Annotated in this window: 15 protein-coding genes; 13 read left to right on the top strand and 2 right to left on the bottom strand. The window is 40.8% G+C overall.

The genetic code is table 11. The features are described 5' to 3' along the window. Positions 1 to 60 precede the first annotated feature (60 nt). The 3 genes from K2225_RS08205 to K2225_RS08195 all read left to right on the top strand — a co-directional run bounded on the left by K2225_RS08205 (position 61) and on the right by K2225_RS08195 (position 7,228). On the top strand, positions 61 to 579 hold the full coding sequence (locus tag K2225_RS08205; protein WP_220584301.1) for a BsuPI-related putative proteinase inhibitor: 519 nt from the start codon (positions 61 to 63) through the stop codon (positions 577 to 579). After that, complete coding sequence (locus K2225_RS08200; RefSeq protein WP_220584300.1) at positions 576 to 2,639, top strand: S8 family serine peptidase; 2,064 nt, start codon at positions 576 to 578, stop codon at positions 2,637 to 2,639. The genes K2225_RS08205 and K2225_RS08200 overlap by 4 nt, the downstream gene beginning before the upstream one ends. Before the next feature lie 353 nt (positions 2,640 to 2,992). Then, on the top strand, positions 2,993 to 7,228 hold the full coding sequence (locus K2225_RS08195; protein ID WP_370632747.1) for a cell wall-binding repeat-containing protein: 4,236 nt from the start codon (positions 2,993 to 2,995) through the stop codon (positions 7,226 to 7,228). 438 nt (positions 7,229 to 7,666) lie between these two features. Here the strand turns inward: K2225_RS08195 and K2225_RS08190 are convergent, their stop codons facing one another. Both K2225_RS08190 and K2225_RS08185 read right to left on the bottom strand, forming a co-directional pair. Continuing rightward, on the bottom strand, positions 7,667 to 9,994 hold the full coding sequence (locus K2225_RS08190; protein ID WP_220584899.1) for an immune inhibitor A domain-containing protein: 2,328 nt from the start codon (positions 9,992 to 9,994) through the stop codon (positions 7,667 to 7,669). Between the two features lie 264 nt (positions 9,995 to 10,258). Further along, positions 10,259 to 11,371 carry a hypothetical protein gene (locus K2225_RS08185; RefSeq protein WP_220584298.1) on the bottom strand — a complete coding sequence of 371 codons (1,113 nt, stop codon included), beginning with the start codon at positions 11,369 to 11,371 and terminating at the stop codon, positions 10,259 to 10,261. 694 nt (positions 11,372 to 12,065) lie between these two features. Between K2225_RS08185 and K2225_RS08180 the strand changes: the two genes are divergently transcribed. The 10 genes from K2225_RS08180 (at position 12,066) to K2225_RS08135 (ending at position 23,557) form a co-directional block, all read left to right on the top strand. Next, a complete protein-coding gene (locus K2225_RS08180) occupies positions 12,066 to 12,830 on the top strand; it encodes a tyrosine-protein phosphatase (RefSeq protein WP_220584297.1) in 765 nt (254 codons plus the stop codon). A gap of 211 nt (positions 12,831 to 13,041) precedes the next feature. Beyond that, complete coding sequence (locus K2225_RS08175; RefSeq protein WP_220584296.1) at positions 13,042 to 13,983, top strand: hypothetical protein; 942 nt, start codon at positions 13,042 to 13,044, stop codon at positions 13,981 to 13,983. A 354-nt stretch (positions 13,984 to 14,337) separates the two neighbouring features. Further along, positions 14,338 to 15,264 carry an NAD-dependent epimerase/dehydratase family protein gene (locus K2225_RS08170; RefSeq protein WP_220584295.1) on the top strand — a complete coding sequence of 309 codons (927 nt, stop codon included), beginning with the start codon at positions 14,338 to 14,340 and terminating at the stop codon, positions 15,262 to 15,264. Between the two features lie 32 nt (positions 15,265 to 15,296). Beyond that, on the top strand, positions 15,297 to 16,052 hold the full coding sequence (locus K2225_RS08165; protein ID WP_220584294.1) for a YveK family protein: 756 nt from the start codon (positions 15,297 to 15,299) through the stop codon (positions 16,050 to 16,052). After that, positions 16,036 to 16,671: a CpsD/CapB family tyrosine-protein kinase gene (locus K2225_RS08160; RefSeq protein WP_220584293.1), complete on the top strand. Its 636-nt coding sequence runs from the start codon at positions 16,036 to 16,038 to the stop codon at positions 16,669 to 16,671. Before K2225_RS08165 ends, K2225_RS08160 begins: the two co-directional genes overlap by 17 nt. A gap of 29 nt (positions 16,672 to 16,700) precedes the next feature. Next, positions 16,701 to 18,194 carry an oligosaccharide flippase family protein gene (locus K2225_RS08155; RefSeq protein WP_220584292.1) on the top strand — a complete coding sequence of 498 codons (1,494 nt, stop codon included), beginning with the start codon at positions 16,701 to 16,703 and terminating at the stop codon, positions 18,192 to 18,194. Next, entirely contained in the window at positions 18,166 to 19,407 is a 1,242-nt protein-coding gene (locus K2225_RS08150) for an O-antigen ligase family protein (protein WP_220584291.1), read from the top strand. The genes K2225_RS08155 and K2225_RS08150 overlap by 29 nt, the downstream gene beginning before the upstream one ends. A gap of 24 nt (positions 19,408 to 19,431) precedes the next feature. Next, entirely contained in the window at positions 19,432 to 20,493 is a 1,062-nt protein-coding gene (locus tag K2225_RS08145) for a glycosyltransferase family 4 protein (RefSeq protein ID WP_220584898.1), read from the top strand. Positions 20,494 to 21,231: 738 nt separating this feature from the next. After that, positions 21,232 to 22,161, top strand: a complete 930-nt coding sequence (locus tag K2225_RS08140) for a glucosamine inositolphosphorylceramide transferase family protein (protein ID WP_220584290.1) — start codon at positions 21,232 to 21,234, stop codon at positions 22,159 to 22,161. A gap of 43 nt (positions 22,162 to 22,204) precedes the next feature. Continuing rightward, complete coding sequence (locus tag K2225_RS08135) at positions 22,205 to 23,557, top strand: sugar transferase (protein ID WP_220584289.1); 1,353 nt, start codon at positions 22,205 to 22,207, stop codon at positions 23,555 to 23,557. The last annotated feature ends 16 nt before the right edge of the window (positions 23,558 to 23,573 follow it).

Here is a 23,573-nt window from a genome sequence, read left to right as displayed (position 1 = left end):
ATATATTTAAAAATGATGGAATTGCGTGTAAACTGTAAGAAAATGAGAGGAGGAAAAGACTTGGCAAAATTCTGGAGTGTTCTATCTCTCATTCTATTACTTGGTGGGGCAGTCTGGTGGGTCAACGCCTCCTACAACACCCCCCAACAGCGCACCAGTTCAGAAACATCAGGGAGGGAGACGGCATCCAATGATCATAAGAAAGAAGTTCATGCAACCCTTGAATGGAAGGGGGCGAAAATGCAGTCCAACCATTTTGAATACGCCATCCATAACGATACGGATGAGCCAGTCACTTTACCCTTTCGATCAGGGCAGCGATATGAATACTATGTAAGAGACGGCCAAGGTCAACTGGTTGACACGTATTCAAAAGGGAAAATGTTTACACAGGAAGTGACTGAAAAAGTCATCGAACCTGGAGAAACATACACAGAAAAAATTATGCTCTCCCCGCTGCCGCCAGGATCCTATGTATTAGAAGTGGAGTCTGTATCCCAATATAAGAATAAATTTAAAAAGATCGCTAAATTTGAAGTGGAAGATCAAGAGAAAAATAAAGGGGAAGAAACAACATGAAGCATTATCAGTACACAGCTATCCTGATGATCCTTATAGGATCTATTTTTTTTTCGTATACGGAAGTGGCACAAGCAGAAGGAAATGAAGTCAAAATCATCGTAAAATATAAAGACAAAATTACAGCTGCATCTAAAAAATCTTCTTTTCCTGTAGATATTATTTCAACGCATAAAGAAGATGTTCAAAAAAAAGTGGCTGCTTTAAAAAAAGACCCTGATATTGAATACATAGAAATGGATACGAAGGTTTACTCACAAGGAGAGTATCCTAACGACAACTATTACGATAAACAAGAAGATACGCTTGAAGCCATCCATGCCCAAGAAGGATGGGAGACTTTCCAAGAGGAAAAGTTTGATGAAGATACAGTGGTCGCCGTTATTGATTCCGGGGTTCAGTTGAATCACCCGGACTTGAAGGGACAACTGTTGCAAGGGAGAAACTTCGTAAATCCTGATCAGCCGCCTGAAGATCATTATGGACACGGCACCCATGTGGCTGGTTTGATCAGTGCACTGACAAATAATGAAGAAGGCGTCGCTTCCGTATCACACGGGAAAACGAAAATCCTACCCGTGAAGATTATGGAAGCAAATGAAGGGAATGTGACGGATCTTATTGATGGCATTACCTATGCAGTTGATCAAGGGGCGGATGTTATCAATTTGAGCCTTGGTACATATAACTATAAGTTCGGTTTAGCTGATGCTATTCAATATGCACAGGAGCAGGGGGTTCTCGTTGTGGGTGCTGCAGGGAATGACAATCGCAATGAGACCCTGTATCCGGCCGCTCTCGAAGGGGTGCTGGCTGTTGGAAGTTTTAATACAGAGACACAATCCAAGGCCTCCTTCTCCAATTATGGTTCAGGCGTGGATGTAGTGACACCAGGGGAAGGGATCTGGAGTACATATAAAGAAAGTGGATATGAAGCTATGGATGGGACGAGCATGTCGACAGGCCATGTGAGTTCACTTGCCGCTTTGCTGATGGAAAACTCTCCCTATCTAACAGGAAAACAAGTGGGCAAAATAATACAAGCCTCATCGACAAAGCTTAGTGGCGAGTTTCTGTTAGGGAATGGAATGATTCATGCAGGCGATACCTTGAGTAATGTGAAACAGTACCAACGAATATCAGGTTCGACTTCCGTTGAAACTTCTGTGGAAGTTTCTCAAGAAGGGTGGACAGGTTTGGAGGAGAAGGAGCTTACCATTAATGGAAAAGAAGTCAAAGGGAAGTTTGTTATCCTGGCCACAGCCAAGGATTTCCCTGACAGCTTAGCCGCGTCTCCGCTCGCTTCTTATTTGAACAGTCCAGTTCTGCTTGAACTGAAGCAGGAAATATCACCTTCGATATTAAAAGAACTAGAAAGATTGGATGCGTCTGATGTGCTTCTTATTGGAGGGACCAACGCTTTGTCGAAAGACGTGCAATCTTCTTTGGCATCTAATGGATACAACACTCACCGTATATTCGGGGAAGATCGGTACCAGACAGCTGTGGCTGTCAATCAATTGATTCCATTTGATACCAATAAAGCGTTCATTGTTTCTGGACAAGAATTCCCTGATGCTCTCTCTGCTTCCGGATATAGTGCGATGAATGGATACCCTGTCCTTTATGTGCGCCATGACCGGATCCCAGGTGTTGTGAATGATTATATGAAAGCTGAAAATATAACGAAAAATTACATTGTGGGCGGATCCGTTCCTGTTTCTGAAGAAGTGGAAAAGGAGCTGCCGGACGCGAACCCTCTAAGAATTGCAGGAGAAGATCGTTACGAAACGAACTATCAAATGCACCGCATCTTTGGAAATGAAGAGGCGAGAACCATTTATTTTGTGACTGGTCGTAACTTCCCGGACGCTATGGCAGCCGCTCCTCTTGCCGTTCAATCAGAGAGTCCAGTGATGATCACCCACGAAAATCAAGAGATCATAACTAGAAAAAATATACAGTTGTTCGATCGTAGAGTGGATTATCATATCGTAGGAGGAACGGTCCCTATTCCTGCTCCTTACGCATGGAAGATCGACCAGGCTTTTTACCAGTGAGAGAGAAGCTTGCTCCCTGACTATGATGGACATCTGAATTCTTAAAAAATAACTAGAATAAAGGTAGAAAGCACCTGATGGATATATGTCTTTCTACCTTTATTTTTTGATGAATATTTTAACCAATGACCTTTTCCAATTTATTGAAATGGGTCATTGGTTTTATTTAATGGCAGGCTTTTCAGCCTATGTATTTACAATTATCAAAATTGAGTGAATATTCATTGACGTAGACACATCTTTACATTACAATAAAAATTGTAATTTTTTGAAATTGTTTGTTAATAAAGGAGGGAAAGGGCTAGGTAGATTTACACCGATTTGCAGAAAAATTTGGGAGGTTATACACTTTGGTGTCAAACAAAAAGAATGCTAAGAAAAAAGCCTTAAGTGTTTTCGCCAGTGCAGCTATTGTCGCTTCTTCTTTCGCTGGAGTGAGTACATACAGTCCAGGAGCCGTTCAAGCAGAATCAAGCGTTGTGAAGAAGTTCAACACTCTATTAAACTATAATGAAGTCGTTTCTCTTGCGAATAATGAAGAAGCGGTTCAAGAGCTTGTCATTATTGGTAATGGAAAGACGGATGCAACTAAACAACTAGAAAAGCTTGGAGTTACAGTCAAACAGAATCATAAGAACTACGGGTATCTCGCCGATGTCCCTACAAATAAAATTTTTGACGTCGTGAAATTGGACGCTGTACGAACTGTAGGAGACAATGCGGAATTGCAGCTTGCTCCTCCTCCAGAAGATTCTGAATCAAAAGGAGAAGGGGATGTCGATACGGAGAGTACGGTAAGTCCTGATCAGTTGGAAACCCATCCTGCTACTGGTGTAGATGATTTCCATGGGAAATTTGATGGGGAAGGCACAACAGTTGCCATTATCGATTCCGGACCAGACCCAGGACATGAATCCTTTACAGATCTCCCTGAGGTAGAAGAAGGAGAAGATCCGAAAGAAGAATTTGCAGAGACCAGGAAATTCGGAGAATCCAAGATTGTTAACGTAAGAGATTACACAATCTCTAACTACTGGACTTTTGAGGTGGGAGCCGCTTACCCAGTAGAAGAGCGTTATCAAGAATTTATTGAAGGTTCAGAAGTCAACTACTTCTCAGAAGGAGATGTCCTCTTCTTTGAATTGACTGAAGAAGAAAAATCTGCAATGGGAATTTCTGAAGAAGGTCCTGTTTATTATGGACAGACGCATTTCAATGCATTGGCTGATCTAAATGGAGATAGTGGAGAAAATCAGGATAACTTCGCTGTAGTCCTTATTGGTGACACGGTCTATGTTGACACCGACTATGATGGAGACTTTTCTGATGAAACTGGCTACAACGAAGGAGAAACAGGTACGTTTGATGTAGACGTAACTGATGATGTTGTCGGTGCAAACTTCCGTGTTAATGACTTGGATTTCCTTGTCAATGATGATGCGGGACTTAGAACTGTCAACTTGTTTACAGACTTTAATGGTCACGGTTCCCACGTAGCAGGGATTACTGCCGCCAATGGTCCTCTGAGAGAGAATGGAACAGGAGCAGTAGCCGGTGAAGGTGTCGCGCCTGAAGCAGACCTCGTAGGTATGCGTGTTTTTGAAGAAGAAGGTGGCGCTTATACGTGGAGCATCCAAACAGCTATGATTGATGCTGCTCTGCCTGAAGATAAAGGTGGATTCAATGCCGATGTAGCTAACCTGAGTCTTGGATCATTGCCTGATTTGAATATTGGTGAAGGCAGCTATGGAGAGCTGATGAATGTCCTAAGTGATGATTATGACATCGTCTTCGTTACTTCAGCAGGAAATAGCGGACCTGGGATTGATACAGTAGGTTCCCCAGGGGATGTCGGCAGTGTCATTTCAGTAGGGGCGTACATCAACTCTGAAATGTGGGCCAAAGAATATGGGGACTACCCATATGGCAAGGATGCAGAAGGGAACCCTCTTGATGGAGAAGGACTATGGTATTTCTCCTCTGTAGGACCTAACGAACTAGGGAATCAGAAACCGGATGTTGTCGCACCTGGTTCCGCACTTGCTGCTTATCCAGCCCATTATTTTAATGACAGGGAAGGTGCATACGCAGTCCTTCAAGGAACAAGTATGTCTGCACCGTATGTTGCAGGAGCCGTTGCTTTATTGAAATCCGCTGCTCTGAAAGATCGTATCCCGTTTGATTACGAGCTGGCTAGAGAAGCATTGATTCAAACATCAAGAGAGCTTGAGGGTTATGATCGTGCTCAGCAAGGGGCTGGACTGATCGATGTACCAGCAGCTTACGAATATATGCGCGAAAACTTTGTCAATGAAGTCAAGGATGTAGAAGTCACTGTTTACCACGGAGAGAAAGTCGCTGGTGGTCCTGGACTTTATGTTCGTAACAAAGATATCCCTGAAACTGTCGAAGTTCTTGTTGAAAACCCTTCAGATGAAGAGAAGAACTTGGAGATTTCGGCCACTCATGATTGGTTTACACCTTCCGTTAGTGAATTGACTCTGGGAGCAGGGGAGCATGAATATATCACTGTAAGTTATGATGCTTCTAAGCTTGAAACAGGTGTAAATGCAGGTAATTTGATTTTCAATGACCCATCTACCCCTTATGTAGAAGCGAGAAGTGCTCAGACAATCATGACAGGTTATGAGTTTAATGAAGAAAATAAACACCGATTCCGCGCAACAGATGAAGTACAATCGTCTCAAACAAAAGGGTATACGTTTGATGTGGAACCCGGATTAAGTGAATTGCGTTTCTCTTTGAATGCAATTGTTGAGAATGGGGACTATGAAGGTCGCGTCCGCATGATGGTCTTCAATCCGAATGGGACACAAGTCAATGATTATGTTGGTTATGCTGGATATGGATCCAATGGTTTAGATGTGGAAGACTTTGTCGTTCCATCTCCTGAACCTGGCGTATGGGAAGTCCATGTTTATGGTACAACCGCTCCTGAAGAAGGTAAGGAAGTCCATGAATATACCCTTGAAGCTGTAGCTCAAGATGTAGTTGCTAGTCCAGGGCGTATTGACCTTGGCAAAGTGTCAACTTCCCAGGAGTTCAATGAAGAAATCACTTTCACCAATTACTTGAAAGATTCTGCCGAAGTTAAGTTTGAAACGGTAGGGTTCTCAGGTCCTATTTCAAAAACAATCACTGGTGAGGTAACACAAAATGCCGCTGATATCCCAGATGATGGTGACTTGATTGATATTAAGATTGAAAATAACGTGTCCCTAAGTGTAGATGTATCTCCAGAAACATCTGCGGATTTAGATCTGTTCCTGCTTAACGAAGATGGAGACATTGTTGCATCAAGCGCAACAGCTTCTGATAGTGAAGCCTTCTCTGTCACAGGTCTACCTGATGGAAACTACCAGATCGCTGTAGACTATTTCGGTGATGGTTCAGGTACAGTCAATTACACGCTAAACATGACAGAAGAAAAAGTACAATCCTATGATTCTAATGAAGAGACAAAAGGTTCAGTATCTACAGATACAGGTACAACAACGATTGGTGTAGGTGAGTCTGTCGATGTTCCTGTTTCCATTACAACACCGGATGAACCAATTAAAGGTTATGCGGCATTGTATATGCTTGATGCGAATACAGATGAAGTGCTGGATCTTGTACCAATCACTACGGATGCTGATGTCGTAGACGTGCTTTCTGGTGCGACCCGTACAGAAACAGCCATTGAAATTTCCAAGGATCTTTATCCTGATGGTGGAGCTGATACAGTCATCGTCACAACTGGCTATGACTTCCCGGATGCTTTATCTGCCGGACCGCTAGCTTCCGCTACCAATGCACCAATTATCCCGGTTAACAGCAAAGGAACATTGGATGAAAATGCCCTTGCTGAAATCGAGCGTCTTGGAGCTGAAAATGTATATGTATTAGGTGGAACAGGTGCTGTTGATAAGGAAGTATTCACTCAATTGAATACCATCAGTATCGCTTCCGATAATATCAAGCGTTTGTCCGACGATACACGTTACGGTACAAACCTTGAGATTGTCAAAGAGTTGCAAAGTGAGTATGGCTTTGAAGGAAATGGTGTTTTCTTAGCCACAGGTAAGAACTATGCAGATGCGTTGAGCGCAGCTTCTATCGCTGGTGCAAACGGCATGCCAATTGTTCTTACAAATGGTGAAGAACTTTCTGAAGAAGCTCTTGAAATACTTGAAAATGAAGATGTGTATGTCGCTGGTGGTACGGGAGTTGTATCTGATGAAGTCTTAGCTCAGGCAGATGAAGTAGCCTTGTCTGTAGAAAGACTGTCTGGTCCAAACCGTTACGGCACGCTTGTAGCATTGCTTAAAGAGTTTGGTCACAGCACAGATCAACTTTATGCAGCAAGTGGAGCGAACTATCCAGATGCACTAGCTGCTGCTCCTCTGGTCACAGCAAATGACGGTCTGCTTCTATTGGTTGACGACGAAAGACTTCCAAAAGAAGTAGATGCTTATCTTACGAAGTACGTCTACACGAATGACATTTCTTCTGTAACCGTACTTGGTGGCGACGGAGCTGTCAGCCCAGAAGTAAGAGAAGCTCTTCAGAAGAAAGTAACAGAATAATCGGTTGAGAGGCACTCTTAGATTGTAGAGACCCTCAAAAAAAAGAGCGCAAGCCTATTATAGGCTTGCGCTCTTCTTATGTTAGTCTATCGGTCCTGATCAATCTGTCATCTTCAGTCCATGATGCCCCATCGGCTATTGGCAAGTCTATAGTATTACAGTATCTAAGCTGATCACTTAGGGCTGACCAAGCTTTACAAGTAAAACCCTGGAAGGAGCTACACCCCTCTTGAATTGTTTCATGTACAATGGATGGATTAAAACTGTTATTAAGAATCCAGAGTGAAGTAGGCTGCGCCTTCTTCTTAAAGAATAAAAAGAGTTTATCTTTTGATGATCGTCCCTTCATGATGAGGGAGTTTAATACAAGGTTTATCTAGCAAAGAAAAAAGTCACGGAAGAGGTACCTCTTCCGTGACTTCTTAGTTCGAAGATCATTTACTTAAAGATCAACACTTGACCAACTGTACCATCTTCACTTTGACCAGTGACTCTGAACTTCAGTCCATACTCAGGAACATTTCGGCCCGCATCTACAAGACCTTTGTTCGAGTAATCTGCACTGTCATCAAAAAGTGGTGTGCGTTTTGTGTAATTATCCTTCATCGTTACACCTAAAAGATTTCTATAATCTAAATACATTTTTTTGGACTTATCAAGGCTGAATGCAGCATCATGTACTTGGAAACGAGTGGCACCAATGCTGCCATCACTCCACTTGTTTACATGCTGGTCTGCATCAACCACTCCTACAAAACCATCTCCTGGGTGGATCCCTGTCCAGTTCTCAGAGTATTGATTATCCACGTACCATACGACAAGTCCATCATCGAATGTCATAAGGCTGTCCCCGCGGCGGATGTTTGCTAATCCTTCATCCACGCCATTGTGACTTCTCCACTCAAGGAGGTAGTAGTGATCGGAACGTTTAATTCCATCATTCTTCGTGAAACCTTCAAGGCCGAACTTCGCATCACCTTCTGCATCATCAAACACAACTTCTTCTCCGTCCACAACGATGGAAAGGTCGTCTGCATAAAGACCTGGGTTCGATACAGCCGCATCTGTTACGTATTCAATGGCCACTTCAACTTCCTGACCTGCGTATGCAGAAAGGTCGAAGGAAGCGTCAATCCAACCATCAGAGCTTCCAGTGATTCCATTACCGAGGTTAGAACCATATGGATTTGTGTTTGTCGTAATATCACTTGCGACTGGCTCACCATCAACAGTCACATATGCATAATCCCAGTCTGTTTCAATGTCATACCAAGTTTTGAAATTAAATTCCGCACTGGTTGCATTAGTTAGATCTATTGTTTTTGTTAAGTAGTTGTGTAAACCATCTGCACTGCCAGAGAAGTACTCATATTCACCACTGGCCGGCTCATTAATGACCGTTTCTTTTTGTGGCAAGTTGACTTTGACGACATCATTGTTCGTACCTTTTGTATTGGCTTCGTCTAAAAGGAACTCACTACCATTACCACTGACATCTTCAACATCGATTTCTGATCCTGATAACCAGTTTCCTTCTGTACCCTGATTATCTACTACTGCAGAAGCTTGTAGCATTTCCTTCATATAAGGACTGAATCCTGTCGGCATGGTACCTGGAATGTCCCCAGCCCAGCTTCCACTCGACATGATAGACCAGTAGCTGACCGGCTCACCTGCGCCGGAGTACTGAGTATCATATTCGTCTGGAAGACCAAGGTCATGTCCGAATTCGTGCGCCATAACTCCGACAGCACCGTCTTCAGGCTCGATCGTGTAATCGTAAGCTGCCATCGATCCGCCCCAGTAACCAACAGTGGCTTCTGTCCCTGAGATTGGAGTTACTTCTCCAAGATTCCAACGGTGAGACCAGATCGCATCAGAACCAAGAGATCCACCACCGGCTTCTTCACCAACACCAGAGTGGATGACCATCAAGTGATCAACTAATCCGTCCGGTTCTAAGTAGTCACCATCATCGTCCAGGTCATAGCGATCCCATTGGTCATAGTCCGCAATGTCTACTGTAGGATCAGCTGCAGCAGCTTTAAGAGCTTCTTTAACTAGCCCACGAGCATTGACATCACTACCATCTTCTGTCGGATAGTTCCCGCCATAGGCAGCAGCAGGTTTACTAGCTGTGTACCAGCCAGCGACTTCACCTTCCACAGAATAACTTCCACCCGATTGTTGTTCATAATATTGTTTCATAGATACATAGTTCTTCCCGTCTGGACCTGTCCAGCCGCCTGTACCGAACAACATGTCCTGGTAATGTTCACGGGAGTACGCATCTTCCCCGTCGTAATACATGTCTGTCTCATCAGCAGACATAGAGTTATGAGGTTTATCAGGATAGTCGACCAGAAGAACTAGAACTTTGTCTGTTCGCATTTCCCCGTCATAAACTTCTTCCTCTACACTATCAGGGGTGTCCGCTTGTCCGAGTTTATTTCCTTTTCCTTTCGTTAAGCTATTATTGTCCATAGCCTTTTCTAATTTGGCCTTGGTATCTGCTTTTTCATCATCTAACTGACCTTTCGCTTTTTCAGCAGAAGCCTGTTTAGATTCAAGGAATTTCTTCAAACCTTTCTCAGCCTCGGCAGGTGAAGCATCTTTCGCGATTTTGCCATTTTCTTTCAACATCTCAATCAACCGCTCGTCATTGGCGATTGCTCCGTCAAACGGCATGCCGCCATAAGAATGTGAATGAGTTTTATGTACGTTCTCATGACCGGTTGTCGGCATTTCGAAAGCACTGGCGCTCATTGGCCCTACTGCGAGTGCTAAGGCTAAAGCGGATGTTACAATCTTTGACGTTTTCTTCAATAAAATGACCCCTTCCTTTAGAACCTCTTTTTATCCTACATTTTCTAATTTATCAAAAAGGGGATATTATTCAACATAATCTACTAATTATTCAGAAAAATAAAAAAAGACTACCGTTCGCAATAAAGTTGTAGTCTTAAGTGTTCATCATTTGACACAATTTATATTTAGATATAGGTTTCCCAAGAATGTAAGGACTTCTAATCATACTGGTTTTAAAGGAAGATGCATAACTCCTGCGCTGGTCATGATTCGATAGACAGCATCTGTCGTTGGATTAAGGTCTGTTCTTAGCCATACTTGCCCCAACACGGGATTCAGAGGGTCACTCGTTCTTTTTTCAACTATAGTCGTATCGTGACTAACGACAAGGTTCTTTCTCCCTTTATCATTGACTCGATCCAGGGGCACATTTCTGGATAAGTCTACGAAATTATAAGAAGACCTAGAAGTGAAATCTACGACAGATCCGGAATGTGTAATCTCAAATAAATCCCAAACCATACCTGTAAATCTGTTATCTTGGCCACTGACTGTAATGATTTTCTTCGTGGAATTAGAGGGTTGGATTTGAAGGTTTGAGAATATATTACCTGTTGTTTCAAATGGGACCGTTTCGCTTCCTTCTAGCACAATCATGTGGACACAATCTTCAATGGCAATATTGTCAAAATTATTTGCGTTTACCCAAGCCCTGCCGCTGCTAGGTTTTGTCGCGCGAAGGTGTATGCCCTTTTCAAAACCTACGATTTTAATGTTGCTGAAGTTTACAAATGAGATTTCGTGCTCGTTTCCTCCAGAGTAGAGGTAAATCCCTGTGCCCCCGTTATCCCCCATCCAGTTCAGGATCGTAATATCATCGATCTGTGTATTGTTCCACGTATTATAGAACTTTTGTGATCCATTCAAAGAAATCGCTTTTTTTGTATAACCAGATACGTCAATAGCAACTTTTCCACCCAAAAAAGAAGCATCTTGCTCTATGATAAATCCGTCCACATTCGCTCCCAACGTGTATACGGTGGAGTAGGCAGACAATAGACGTACCCCTTTTTTTATAGTAATTGTGCTTTCTAGATAAAAGCTAAGATCATCAGAAAATACGGTTTTAATAGAATGTTGTTCTGCGTAGTCAATCGCTTTCTGTAACCGATCTGCGTCACTTACTCCTGAAAAGTCAGATACGCGAATATAGACGGGTTGGGAACCCTGAGAATTACTATCCTCAATTTTCGAGGATAAAAGTGACACAATCCCATTTATGGCACTTGTCAAGTTGTTGATTTCATTCTGAATTTCTTCATTAGAATATACCAATTGGTACACCTCTTCTTATCATTTTTCCACTGACTTTCTATCTTATTTCTTCCATACCAGGAAGTTGAAATCTTTCTTACATGAAATAACTACGATTATTTACTCCTGTATTATATGAACATGTAATAAAGTTGGTTCGGGTTCATACTAGAAATATATAGAGCTAATCAAATATATTACCTAATTCTGAGAGTTTATTTACTCTTTTGTTGAGTAAAAGTAAAGTCGTATTCGCTTCTCAAAATTAGTCTGTTCTTTTAAAAGAATAAACAAGGAAATAATTTACTTATTTTAATGTTATAGGGAGTATATAGAAGATTTTTATATGAAATTGTTCTTTAAAGGGAAATTTGAGTGTTTTTGAGGGTTCCCATATATCTCTGCAAGATATATAATCATTTTATACCATTCTTAATAAAGAACACTTAACGATCGTGAAGAGCTAAATGGATAAGAAGTAAATACCAGACCAAATATATGCAGGTTGCGCCTGGATCACATTCTTTCTAGAGCAGTTATCTATATGTATGAATATCCGTGAGGCCATCAAATGATGTTGTTTTGTTTGAAAAACTTGGATTAAGGTTAGTAGCTAATTAATAGATAAATTACATTATTTTCTAGTTAGTGTAGATGTTAGGAAAGGGACTATTGTCCATTTAAGTTCAAAAAAATACAAAGAGGTGGAATGTAAATGATCGATCTTCACTGTCATATATTACCTGGATTGGATGATGGGGCTCAAACGATGGAGGAAAGCGTTGAAATGGCTAAAGCGGCTGTTGACCAAGGGATCGATACAATTGTCGCTACTCCCCATCATCTTCACACACGGTATAGCAACCCTAAATCACTCATTATCCAGAAAACCGCCCAGCTAAATGATGAACTCTTTCAGCAAGGAATTGACTTGACCGTATTACCAGGACAGGAAATTCGACTTAATGGGGATCTTGATGCGTTTAAATCAGAAGAATTATTAACGATTAATCAAAGTAGCGGCTATGTTTTTCTCGAATTGCCGAACCACGAAATTCCCCATTATGCTAAAAAGATGATTTATGAGATTCAATTGCTTGGTTACAAGCCTGTACTCGTTCATCCGGAGCGTAATAAAATGATTCGTCAGCAACCGAATGAACTTTATAATTTAGTAAGGAATGGCGCCATAACTCAAGTAACCGCTGCTAGTATTGCCGGGAAATTAGGGAGAGAAATTCAAAAGTTCTCTTTTCAAATGATTGAATTAAACCTGACCCACCTTGTAGCTTCTAATGCCCATGACTCTAAGAAGCGTGGTTTCTTCATGAAAGAAGCCTATACTAAAATCGAGAAAAAGTTTGGGACTGATCTCGTTTATCAACTCATGGAAAATGCTCACGTAGTTCTTGATGGGGAAATGGTGTATACGGACCCACCTGAGCGCAGCAGAAACAAAAAAAGGCTGGGGATTTTTTAGTAGTTGACCTACATTTAAGACCAAAAGTGAATGTTAGACCTTATGTACATGTCTTAAAAAAACGCAAGCCCTTACTGGAGAGGCTTGCGTTTTTCAGTCTTTATTTGTTCCCAAACAAGACTAGAGGTGATAGAACCATCGGTCTATTTACGTACGGTAGAGCTTTATACTAAAGGCTTCCTTACCAAAATATTCATAAGGAGCGTATGCGGTGAATTACAAGGTTTTAATGCTCTCACTAGCTGTACTCATTCTCGGTACTTTATATGTTTACGAAAAGTTTGATGGGAAATCAAGGAAAGAGAGTGTGTATATTGAGGACTTTGGTGCTGAAGGAAATGATGATGAGGATGACTCAGCAGCTATCCAAGAAGCCATTAATTATAGTGCGGAATCTGGATTAGGAAAAGTAAAGGCGACAGGGAATCAACGTTTCATCCTTCGTAAAGGTATTGTATTAAAACAAGGAATTGAGTTGGAATTAGGAAAGAATACCACTTTAGAAGTTCAAGGGGACTTCAGGGTTTTTGAAATTATGAAAAATGCTTCAATCACCAATGGGATGATAGCAGTGTCTGACCCGAAATTCTCTTCTGAAGTCCTTTACTTTGATGGTGAACAAAAGTTCTGGTCTTGGGAGACCTCTCGCATTGAAGGGGTGAATATTATAAATATGAGTGATGAAAATACGGGAACAGCTATAGCACTTATAGCAGACGATTCCGATGAGTTTATTAGTTTTATTGATTTCTTATCGTTAAAAATTGTAGGTTTTCATACCGGAGTTCTCGTCAAGGCTGAAATTCCAACGGAAAAATACAACTTCGTTAATGGCAATCGTTTTATCAACCTTACGCTGGACGATTGCGTCCAATGTATCGTCTTGGAGAGTTCAAAATCCATTCCTAATGAGGTGTCGGGGAATCAATTTACTGACTTTCAAATTCAATTATCGGATGCTACTGAAGAAGTTTTGCGCGTATCTGGATCAGATAACCGCTTTCAGGGGATGATTTGGGATGCTGAGTCTTATGTCTCGGAAACTAAGATTGTAAATTTCTCAGCACAGTCTATGAGGAACACTCTGATTTCTAATGTGAATGAGACATATATTGTCGACCAGGGGGATGATAACTCTTATTCTCCAGAATAAGTGTACTGTGCTTATGCAGCTGATTATATTTATTATTATAGGTAAAACCGCTCCATATTTCCTCCTATCTATGTAGAAGCAGGAGGGTATGGTGATCTAACACTAAAAAAGAGTGATCCGTTTTGATAATTTGAAACGGATCACTCTTTTAGTTCTTAAAAAAGAACGAAAAAGATAAAAAAAGAGAGGTAATGGAAGTATTATCCCCGAAAAGTGTCTTATTGAGAACAAATATCCTGGATTTGGAGTTTGTAATTGTCAGGATACGCTCTATAATGAACATAACAATACTTTATTGAGAACGAAAATCGTTTTGTTCTTTATAAAGAAGATGAGAAGGGCAGGTGGATAGTTGTGAAAGTATTGGTGACCGGTGGAGCTGGATTTATTGGATCACACATCGTTGATGAATTACTTTTGCAAAATTTCGATGTTGTCGTTTTAGACAATTTATCGACAGGATCGAAAGAGAACATTCCTGATCGTGTGACTCACTATAACATGGATATCAAGGATCATTTGGATTTAGTGTTTGCTCAGGAAAGACCGGATATCGTTATCCATCAAGCGGCTCAAGTATCGGTTTCTTTTTCTATGGAATATCCTGGATTTGATGCGGAAGAAAATATAATAGGGACAGTAAACCTGTTAGAAGCCTGCGTGAAATATGGAGTGAAGAAGTTTGTTTTTGCCTCTTCCGCAGCTGTTTATGGAGCGCCTGAATATTTACCAATAGGTGAGGAGCATTCTATTCATCCATTATCCTATTATGGGTTGTCCAAGAGTCATGCAGAACATTATATTCAAATGTTTTCCAACACATTCGGTCTGAACTATACGATTCTTCGCTATTCCAACGTCTATGGAATGAGGCAGAATACAAAAGGAGAAGCGGGGGTAGTGGCGTTGTTCATCGATCGAGCTTTGAGGGGAGAAGCTTTATCCGTTTTTGGGGATGGGAGGCAGACGAGAGATTTTGTCTTTGTTAAAGATGTAGCTAAAGCAAATGTAGCCGCCTGTCATGATGGCGATCGTAAGACGCTTAATATCAGTCAAGGTTCAAAAACTTCTATCGTAGAACTTATCGAGGAACTGTACTTAAACATAGGCGAGTCCATGATGCCCTCTTTCCAAGATGAACGCCCAGGTGATATCCGCCATAGTCTGCTTTCAAACAGGGAAGCTGAACAATGCCTTCATTGGAATCCTTCCTATACATTATCGGAAGGTCTTCAATTAACCATAGACTATTGTCGAAGTCGTCAAGTCCAGACGTACTAGATATAAACTTTAATGAATAGGTGGAGGTTTTCATGCAAGATCAGATGGATATCAAAGCTTTCTTCTCTGTCCTAAAAACGAGAATCCTTACAATCGTTTTCGTCACCTTTTTCGTGTTTATTTTAGTAGGAGCGGTTTCAATATTTCTTATGAAGCCCACGTATGAATCGATGGAGAGTATCGTTGTCGGCGATTTGAACAAACAAACGACGGAATATTCAGAGTCAAGAGAACTTAATATGCTGCTCGCCTCTACGATCGACTTTATTAAAAGCCCCAGCGTACTTAATTCTGTGAGTAATGAATTTAATATCAGTTATGAAGACATAGAAAAGCAGGTAGTCGTACAGAATACGAGGAATTCACAGATTGTGAATGTTGTCGTAAGAGGAAGCAGTTCGGAGGAAACAGAAGAAATAGCGAACATGATTGTTGCTACTACTGTAGACAAGATGAATCAATTATTTGATGTCCAAGATATATACATCTTAAACGATTCTTCTAATGGCACCACCGCTGAAAAAGTCGGTAGTACTATCCTGAACTTAGCCATTGGTTTAGTCATTGGGTTATTGGCTGGAATTGGAATGGCCTTTCTTAGAGAACATTTGGATGATTCTATCCGAACCGTTGCACAAGTAGAAAAAGAATTAGGGATTCCGGTCCTTGGTGATCTTCATTTGAAAAAGAAAATTTCAAAAAAGAAGTGGCATGAAAATAACCTGACCCAGAGAGGTAGAAGAATGGAAGTTGTAGAAGGGGAGAAAAAAAATGAGGTCAGTGTCTGAGAAAATCAAACAAAGACTATTGCTCAAGGAACAATATGTGAGCACTCAGCAAATACGGATGATTCAAATACAAGTGAATCGGTTCATCCGTAACGAACCTTCGGCCTTGATGCTTACATCAGTAGATGAACATACGGAAAATTCTTTGATAGCTGCTAAATTAGCTATAGCAATGGCTCATCAAGGTAAAAGAGTGTTGTTGGTCGATGCGGATCTATCGTCTCCTACAGTTCATGATCTATTTCAAACAAAGAATGGATTGGGGTGGGCAGATGCTGTTCTGGAAAGGAGAGGTGTGAAAAATATGCTCAGGGAGACACTGGTCCCTAACCTATGCCTCTTAACCAGCGGGTCTCCCCAGAGATTTTCACATGACATGTGGATACCTGAAAAAATTCAAGGGGTCGTTGAGGAATGTAAGAGAGCTTTCGATCTCATATTATTCAAAGCGCCAACGTTTACATCTAGTGCTCATGCTCAATTGTTAGTCGAGTGCTGTGAAGGGGTTGTTTTGGTCGCCCGTACAAATAAGAGTAAGAAAGAAAAGTTAGTGACCACTGTAGATGCCATTGAAAGGTCTGGCAGAAAAGTATTCGGCACTATTCTACAAACGGGATAGATTTAATTTGGAAGGAGGTGGAGGAGAAGGTGGGGAAGGGAAAGAAAAACTCTATTGCATCAAACATCCTTCATCTTTTTTACAGCACGGCCTTATCGAGTATTTTGAATGCTGCTGCTCTCATTGTCCTGGCTTCCTACCTCCAATCCAACCATTATGGAACGTTTAGTGTCGCTTTAGCCTTTGCCATGATTATGGGGTACTTTACTGATGCAGGGTTGAGCGATATCACGCTTCGTGAAGGCTCTAAGCCAGGGGTGAAATTATCGGCACTGATTTCGTCTTATGTAAAGATGAGGTTGGCTCTTCTTGTTGCCACCTTTTTCATAGGTTTCTCCGTCATTCACTTGTTCAACTCAAGTAACGATGAGTTGATTCGAACGGCTTACTATTTAATTATTCCTATGGTTACTGGTGTCGCTTTACAAAGTATAGGAACGACCTTCTATCAACTTATTGAAAAAATGCAGTACTACGGCTTGATTCGTATGGTTTCATCATTTTGCCTTGTTACAGCAATGGTAATCGGGATGGGGTTCCAGTTAAATCCTCTCATTATGTGTACGTTATATGGATTATCTTATTTAACGGCCGGAATTTTTGGTTTGATCTTAGTGATGAGGGAAGTATCCATTCGGTTTTCCTATCCTTTCCATAAAGGTCTATTCAAAAACCTGGGTTCCTTCACATTGGGAGGCCTCCTGTTCGTTTTGCTGCCACATATCGGGCCGATCATTCTTGAGAAAACGATTCCGATTGCTGCAGTGGGATTGTTCGCTGTAGCTTATCGAATCCCACAAGCTTTGCAGCAAATCCCTTTTATTGTAGCAGGAGCATACTATCCGGTTTTATTTCGTTCTTTCCAAAATCAAAACCTAAAAGAACATCTCAATCATCAAATTTCGCAGACGAAAATCATGTCATTGGTCGGTATGATGATGGTTCTTCCTTTTTTTTATCTTTCAGAATATGTCATCAAGGTTTTGTTCGGGACGGAATGGTTGGGGGCCGCTTTTCCACTTAAAGTCCTTTCCCTTATGCTTTTACTTCAATCGATTAATATAGCATTAGCGGACGGTTTGACAACGATGGAAAAACAAAACTCCCGTACATTTATTCAACTTGTCACTGTGATTGTGGGTGCAGGGTTGTACATAACCCTAAGTCTTTCTTATGGAGTAATCGGTGCGGCCTTTACTGGAGTGGCGATCGAAGTCTTGGCTCTTTTAGGATTTTGGTTATGTTCACCAAATCGGTGGCTGCTGTTCAAAAAGTCCTTATTTCCTTATCTGTCCTACTTTTTTGCTGGTTTACTTCTAATGGAATGGCTGGAGTTCTTTCATCCCATGCTTACGCTTAGCCTCCATACAATCCTTGTGCTGCTGCTTCCTATGCTGGACGCTGAACTAAGGGGAAAAATCTATGTTTATACTCAACAATGGCTATCGAAATACAAACAAGGACAGGTACCCAAGCATGCAGGAGGGGTGGAAAATGGACCTTCAAAAGCCAACGGATCATAAAGGGAAATGGACAGTTTTCTTACTGTTCTTGCTGATCACTTTAGCTAATTATGGTGTCCATATTGGGTTTTCCTTGAAACCTTATATGATATTTTCCCTCCTCTATTTTGTCATTTTGATCAGTCAGTTCCGGTTCTATCATTTGCAATTGTATGAAGTGGCCATGCTTGCATTTTATCTGATTTACTCGTTTACGGGTGCATTCTCACTGTATCCTGCCTCAAGTATAAGAATAATGGCTGGTGCCTTCATTTATCTATTTTGTTATATGGTGATGAAATCCATATTAGAAGGCGTCCATCAATCGATTATTGATAAGAGTATTGGGTATGTAGGGGTGATCTTCAATTCAGCCAGCCTTCTATTGTACGTCATTGGACTTAAAAGTGTCGGCTACTTTTTTGATACCGAAGGCATCCGTATATCTCAATTCGGATTAATGATCGATCGCAACTATCCTAGATTGATTGGCTTACTCCAAGATCCTAACTTTTTCGTTTTTTATAATACTGTTTTCTTTGCCTACTATCTATGTAACTCGAAAGGATGGTTGAATAGAGCAGGGCTGATCTTGTGTGTCACAACGAATATTCTCACTTTTTCCAGAGGTGGGTTACTCGTCATGGTGGTTCTTTTTGTTTTATATGGAATGATCAACCACCCTTTCAAACAATTGAAAATGACCATGGGTGTCATCATTTCTGTTTCCTTTGCTTGCTATATAGCAATCGTTTACTTGAGATTTGACTTGCTTTCAATACTAGAATCGAGAGTGAACGACTTTACGAGTGACGGGGGTAGTGGTCGAATTGCGTTATGGGGGCGGGCCTGGGAATATTTCACCACCCACAAAATTGTAGGAATTGGTGCCTTCAACTTTGCAGATTACAATTCTTTTGAGTATGGGGATGACCTCTCTGTACACAACACCTTCTTGGATGTTCTTTCAGAATCCGGACTGCTTGGCATATTCTTCTACCTCTTGTTTTTATTCCTTATCGTTTATCAACTGTATCAAAACAAAATTTACAAATATAAGCCTTATCTTTTTTTAACAGTTATAGGCATGGTCCTTCAAATGGGATTTCTATCTGTAATCATCAATGACATCTTCTTTATGGTTTTGGCGATCTTATCGACCTATTTGAATCAATACAGAATGGGAGGACATGAAAGTACATCCTCTATCACAGCGGTACGAAGAGTGTCATGACTGATATACGTGGAGGTGATTGCAATGAATGTGTTGTTACTAACGGATAAATTGAGCTTCGGAGGAGCAGAAATTTACTTTTGCAAGCTCGAAAATCATTTGGAACATCCAGACATCAATTTTTACTATGCTGCGGGTCCAGGTGACTTGCAAAATAGGATTGCAAATAAGGACCATTATGTTGAATTAAAAAGAGATAAACATTATGGGAATTTATTGAAGTTGAGAAAAGTGGTAAAGCTCAACGGTATATCTATCATTCATGCCAATAGCTTAAGGATGGTTATGTATGGGATCGCTTTAAAGATGATGACACGTAAGCCTATTAAACTTCTCTACACCAAGCACAATATCACTTGGTTGGAATTAAAAAGCAGACGAATTTTTTCAACAATAATGAATAGGTTTGTCGATCGAATCATAACCGTGAGCGATTTTGAAAAGAATTCTCTCTTAGACTCCGGGGTTCGAAAGGATATTCTTAAAACCATATATAACGGCGTAGACCTGGAACAATTTATCTTTAGAGAAAAGAAAGAAGGTCAGGCCTTTAATGTGGGAGCATTAGCTAGATTATCTGAAGAAAAAAACCTTGAATTTTTTATTGAAATTGCCAGGAAGTGCAATGGGATGAAAAATGTCAATTTCGTAATTGGTGGCGACGGACCGGAAAGGAACAAGTTGGAAACATTGATTAACCGATATGGCTTATCTGGAAATGTAAAGATGCTAGGTTCAATCAACCATCCAGAAAAATTTATCGGAGACATGGATGTTATGCTGCTTACTTCAAATCGAGAGGTTTTTCCAATGGTCGTTTTGGAGTCCATGGCTGTAGGAACCCCCATTATTTCCATAGACCGGGGTGGTATAAGTGAAGCACTCCTTGAAGGACAAACGGGTTATCTTGTTTCCGAACATTCAACGGAAGCGTTCCATGAAAAGATTTTGACTTTGTTTTCAGATTCGTCAAAGCAGCGTGAACTATCTATGAAAGCACGGAGTCGGGTGGAAAAGGAGTTTTCGTTAAAAAAAATGGTCGATGAGACCCTGCAAGAATATCTGGAACGAAAAGATATTGTATAGAGAGGGGGAGGGTTCTTGAAGGGGAAGAAAATGAAGTTTGGTATTATCGTCCATTCACTCTCAGGAGAGAAGTGGAAATATGAAATGCTCCAAAAGCTAAATGAGATGGAAGGTCTAGAGTGTTCTTTAGTTATTAAGGTTCATGCTGGAGGAAAGCACCTCCCTTATAAAAATAAGGACTACAATATAAAGGACCTATTTCCTCATTGTAGTTACAAAAGATGCGAAGTTGAGAAAGGCATACTAAGGCAAAGGGACCTCTTACATTTAAGAACATATCCTATTGATTTTTATTTGGATTTGAGTGATGTAAGATTTGAAGGCGAATTTCTTTATCTCCCCACTTACGGTGTGTGGTCCTTCCGCCACTTGAAAGAAAAAGGACCTATTTTAGATGAACTATGGAAAGAATCGTCTTATACGGAAGTATTTTTTGATCGCTTACTTCCCGCTGGTAAAGTTCAAAATTTGATGAAGGGTTCCCTCCCCACGTTTCTTTTTTCAGCTAAAAAACAAAAGTCACAAATAGAACAGGCGATCCTGGAGTGGCCGGCTCAGATTTGTAGAAAAATAAACCAAGGTGTCTCGGAGACACCTGCTCTATATGAATGTGTGTTACAAAAAAACACGCCTGTCTCACCAATAAAACGAATGAGGTATTCACTTCGAATAGGAAAACATCAAGTTAAAAGATGGTATAAGCGCTTGTTTGGGTACGAGTACTGGAATATCGGGATCGTGAGACGACCTTTGTATGATTTCTTGGGTGGAGATCCATTAGAAATTGAATGGTTGTTCCCTGATAAAAAATTATATTATGCAGACCCCTTCGCCTATGAAGCAAATGGCGAGTTACGTCTGATTTTTGAAGAAGTGGACCATAAAGTTGTAAAAGGATTTATCAGTGAATTCCATCTGATGAACGAAGGTGAAGATAAGGGGAAGTATATGTTGAGGAAGGGAACGATGAACTTACCTTCACATATGTCCTACCCTTATATTGTTGAGGATGGGGATCACTACTACTGTATTCCTGAGACATCAGAGTCGAAAAAGGTGACGCTGCACCAATGGAATGAAGTGGATAAGAAATGGAAAGAAGTTAAAACCATCTTGAAAGGAATGGCCGCTGTAGATTCTACTATTATCCATTGGGAAGGAAGATGGTGGCTGTTTTGTACAAGGGCTTCCTCGTACCAAACCGAGAATTATGAGCTTCATATCTTTTACTCGGATCACCTTCTCGGTGAATGGGAAGAGCACACTGCAAACCCGGTCAAGCATGATATTCGTTCAGCAAGACCAGCAGGTACTCCGTTTGTGTGCAATGATGTATTATATCGGCCGGCGCAAAATTGTTCATCCACATACGGTGGGAGTATTGTTCTTAATAGAGTAGAAAAGTTAAGTCCTGATGAATTTCAGGAAGAACCAGTTTCGCAATTGAAACAGCCACCCGGAAGCCTTTATCCAGATGGATTACACACGATGTCTTATGCAAGAGAGAACATTTCTTTAGTTGATGGGAAGCGAATTGATTATCATCCTTTGAATTTGATTAAGAAAATTTATATGTTAAAATCAAAACCTTTTGAAAAAGTGAAAAAAGCTAGTAATAGGGAGAAAATTTCTACACAATCGTTCTCAATTAAGAACTTAAATTCTTAATTGAGTTGTAAAACTTAGCAACTCAAGAGAGGAGAGGGGTAACATGAATCAATCGTTCAAAGGAAACTATGCCCCCTTTATTTTTATTGATCTGGCTCTGCTCTTAAGTGGATTTTGGATAACCTATACCTCTTTTAAGGATAGCTCCATCATTGATTTTCCGTTTCACACAGCATCACTTCCTCTCGCATTAGGAATGGCTTATATGATTTTTACATTCTCTGATTCTTATAAGAACTGGGAAAGGAAATCGGTCAAGGATTTTATGTATTCTGTCGTTTTCTCAATGGCCTTCTTAGGTTTCTTCATTAGCTTGGGAATCGTTTTCACATCATGGTTCACTTTCGGTATTAGCTATTTGATTGTTTCTATAAGCCTACAGACTCTCTTATTACTACTCGTAAGAGTGCTAGCCTGGTCGTTCATTAGGAAAAGATCTGTAAAAAGGATCTGGTTAATTGGGGATGATGATTCAAAAATACATCATTATCTTGAGCAGAATGAAAATTGGTATAGAATTTGTGGTTCCTCTCAAACCTTGGATGAAGATGTTTTAAGGAAATATGGTAAGGATACGGATACGTTGTTGATTAGTTCTGGTTTTAGTGCAAAAGAAAAGGTGGAAATGGTACAGCTTGCTACTAAATATGGGAAGGAAGTTTTGGTGGTACCTGAGCTTTATGAACTGGGGATTCAAGGGGCTGAAACCTATCAGATGGAAGACTTAGTCGTCTTCTCAATTCAACCTTTTCATATTCATCCTATTCAGCAATTACTTAAAAGGGGGATGGATGTCATTGGTTCCATAGGGTTAATCCTCCTTACCAGCCCACTATTGATTTTATTAGCATGGCTGATCCCTTTGACTTCTCCCGGCCCTGCTTTATATAAACAACAGCGTCTAGGCATGAAAGGAAAGCCTTTTTGGATTTATAAGTTCCGCAGTATGGTTGCCGATGCGGAGAATAAAACAGGACCGGTTTTAGCAACTGTCAGGGATCCAAGGATCACTCCAGTAGGCTCATTTATTCGAGCCACAAGAATAGACGAACTTCCGCAATTGTTCAATGTATTGAAAGGTGAGATGAGCCTGATTGGTCCTAGACCTGAAAGAGAATATTTTGTGAAACAGTTCAATAAGCAATTTCCTGACTACCACCACCGGCTTGAAGTTAAACCTGGGATTACGGGTCTAGCTCAAGTCCATGCAAAATACACCACATCAGCTGAAGATAAATTGCGGTTTGATTTAGCCTATGTAAAGAACTACAGCCTTTTGGCAGATTGGAAAATATTGATTTCAACATTGAAAGTCGTTTTCCACCGCGAACAGGCCCAAGGCGTTGATGTGAAAGAGACCGTGAAAAGCGTGGGCAAGAAAAGGGCGATTCATTAAAGAGGAGAGATGTTCA

This window comes from Halobacillus sp. Nhm2S1 (assembly GCF_019599545.1).
Taxonomy (GTDB): domain Bacteria; phylum Bacillota; class Bacilli; order Bacillales; family Halobacillaceae; genus Halobacillus.
This window is presented reverse-complemented; position numbering and strand designations above follow the sequence as displayed.

Excerpts from the sequence above, each read along its gene's own strand:
- K2225_RS08200 (WP_220584300.1), top strand. The coding sequence starts at position 576 with ATGAAGCATTATCAGTACACAGCTATCCTGATGATCCTTATAGGATCT.
- K2225_RS08190 (WP_220584899.1), bottom strand. The coding sequence starts at position 9,994 with ATGAGCGCCAGTGCTTTCGAAATGCCGACAACCGGTCATGAGAACGTA.
- K2225_RS08180 (WP_220584297.1), top strand. The coding sequence starts at position 12,066 with ATGATCGATCTTCACTGTCATATATTACCTGGATTGGATGATGGGGCT.
- K2225_RS08165 (WP_220584294.1), top strand. The coding sequence starts at position 15,297 with ATGCAAGATCAGATGGATATCAAAGCTTTCTTCTCTGTCCTAAAAACG.
- K2225_RS08160 (WP_220584293.1), top strand. The coding sequence starts at position 16,036 with ATGAGGTCAGTGTCTGAGAAAATCAAACAAAGACTATTGCTCAAGGAA.
- K2225_RS08150 (WP_220584291.1), top strand. The coding sequence starts at position 18,166 with ATGGACCTTCAAAAGCCAACGGATCATAAAGGGAAATGGACAGTTTTC.
- K2225_RS08145 (WP_220584898.1), top strand. The coding sequence starts at position 19,432 with ATGAATGTGTTGTTACTAACGGATAAATTGAGCTTCGGAGGAGCAGAA.
- K2225_RS08135 (WP_220584289.1), top strand. The coding sequence starts at position 22,205 with ATGAATCAATCGTTCAAAGGAAACTATGCCCCCTTTATTTTTATTGAT.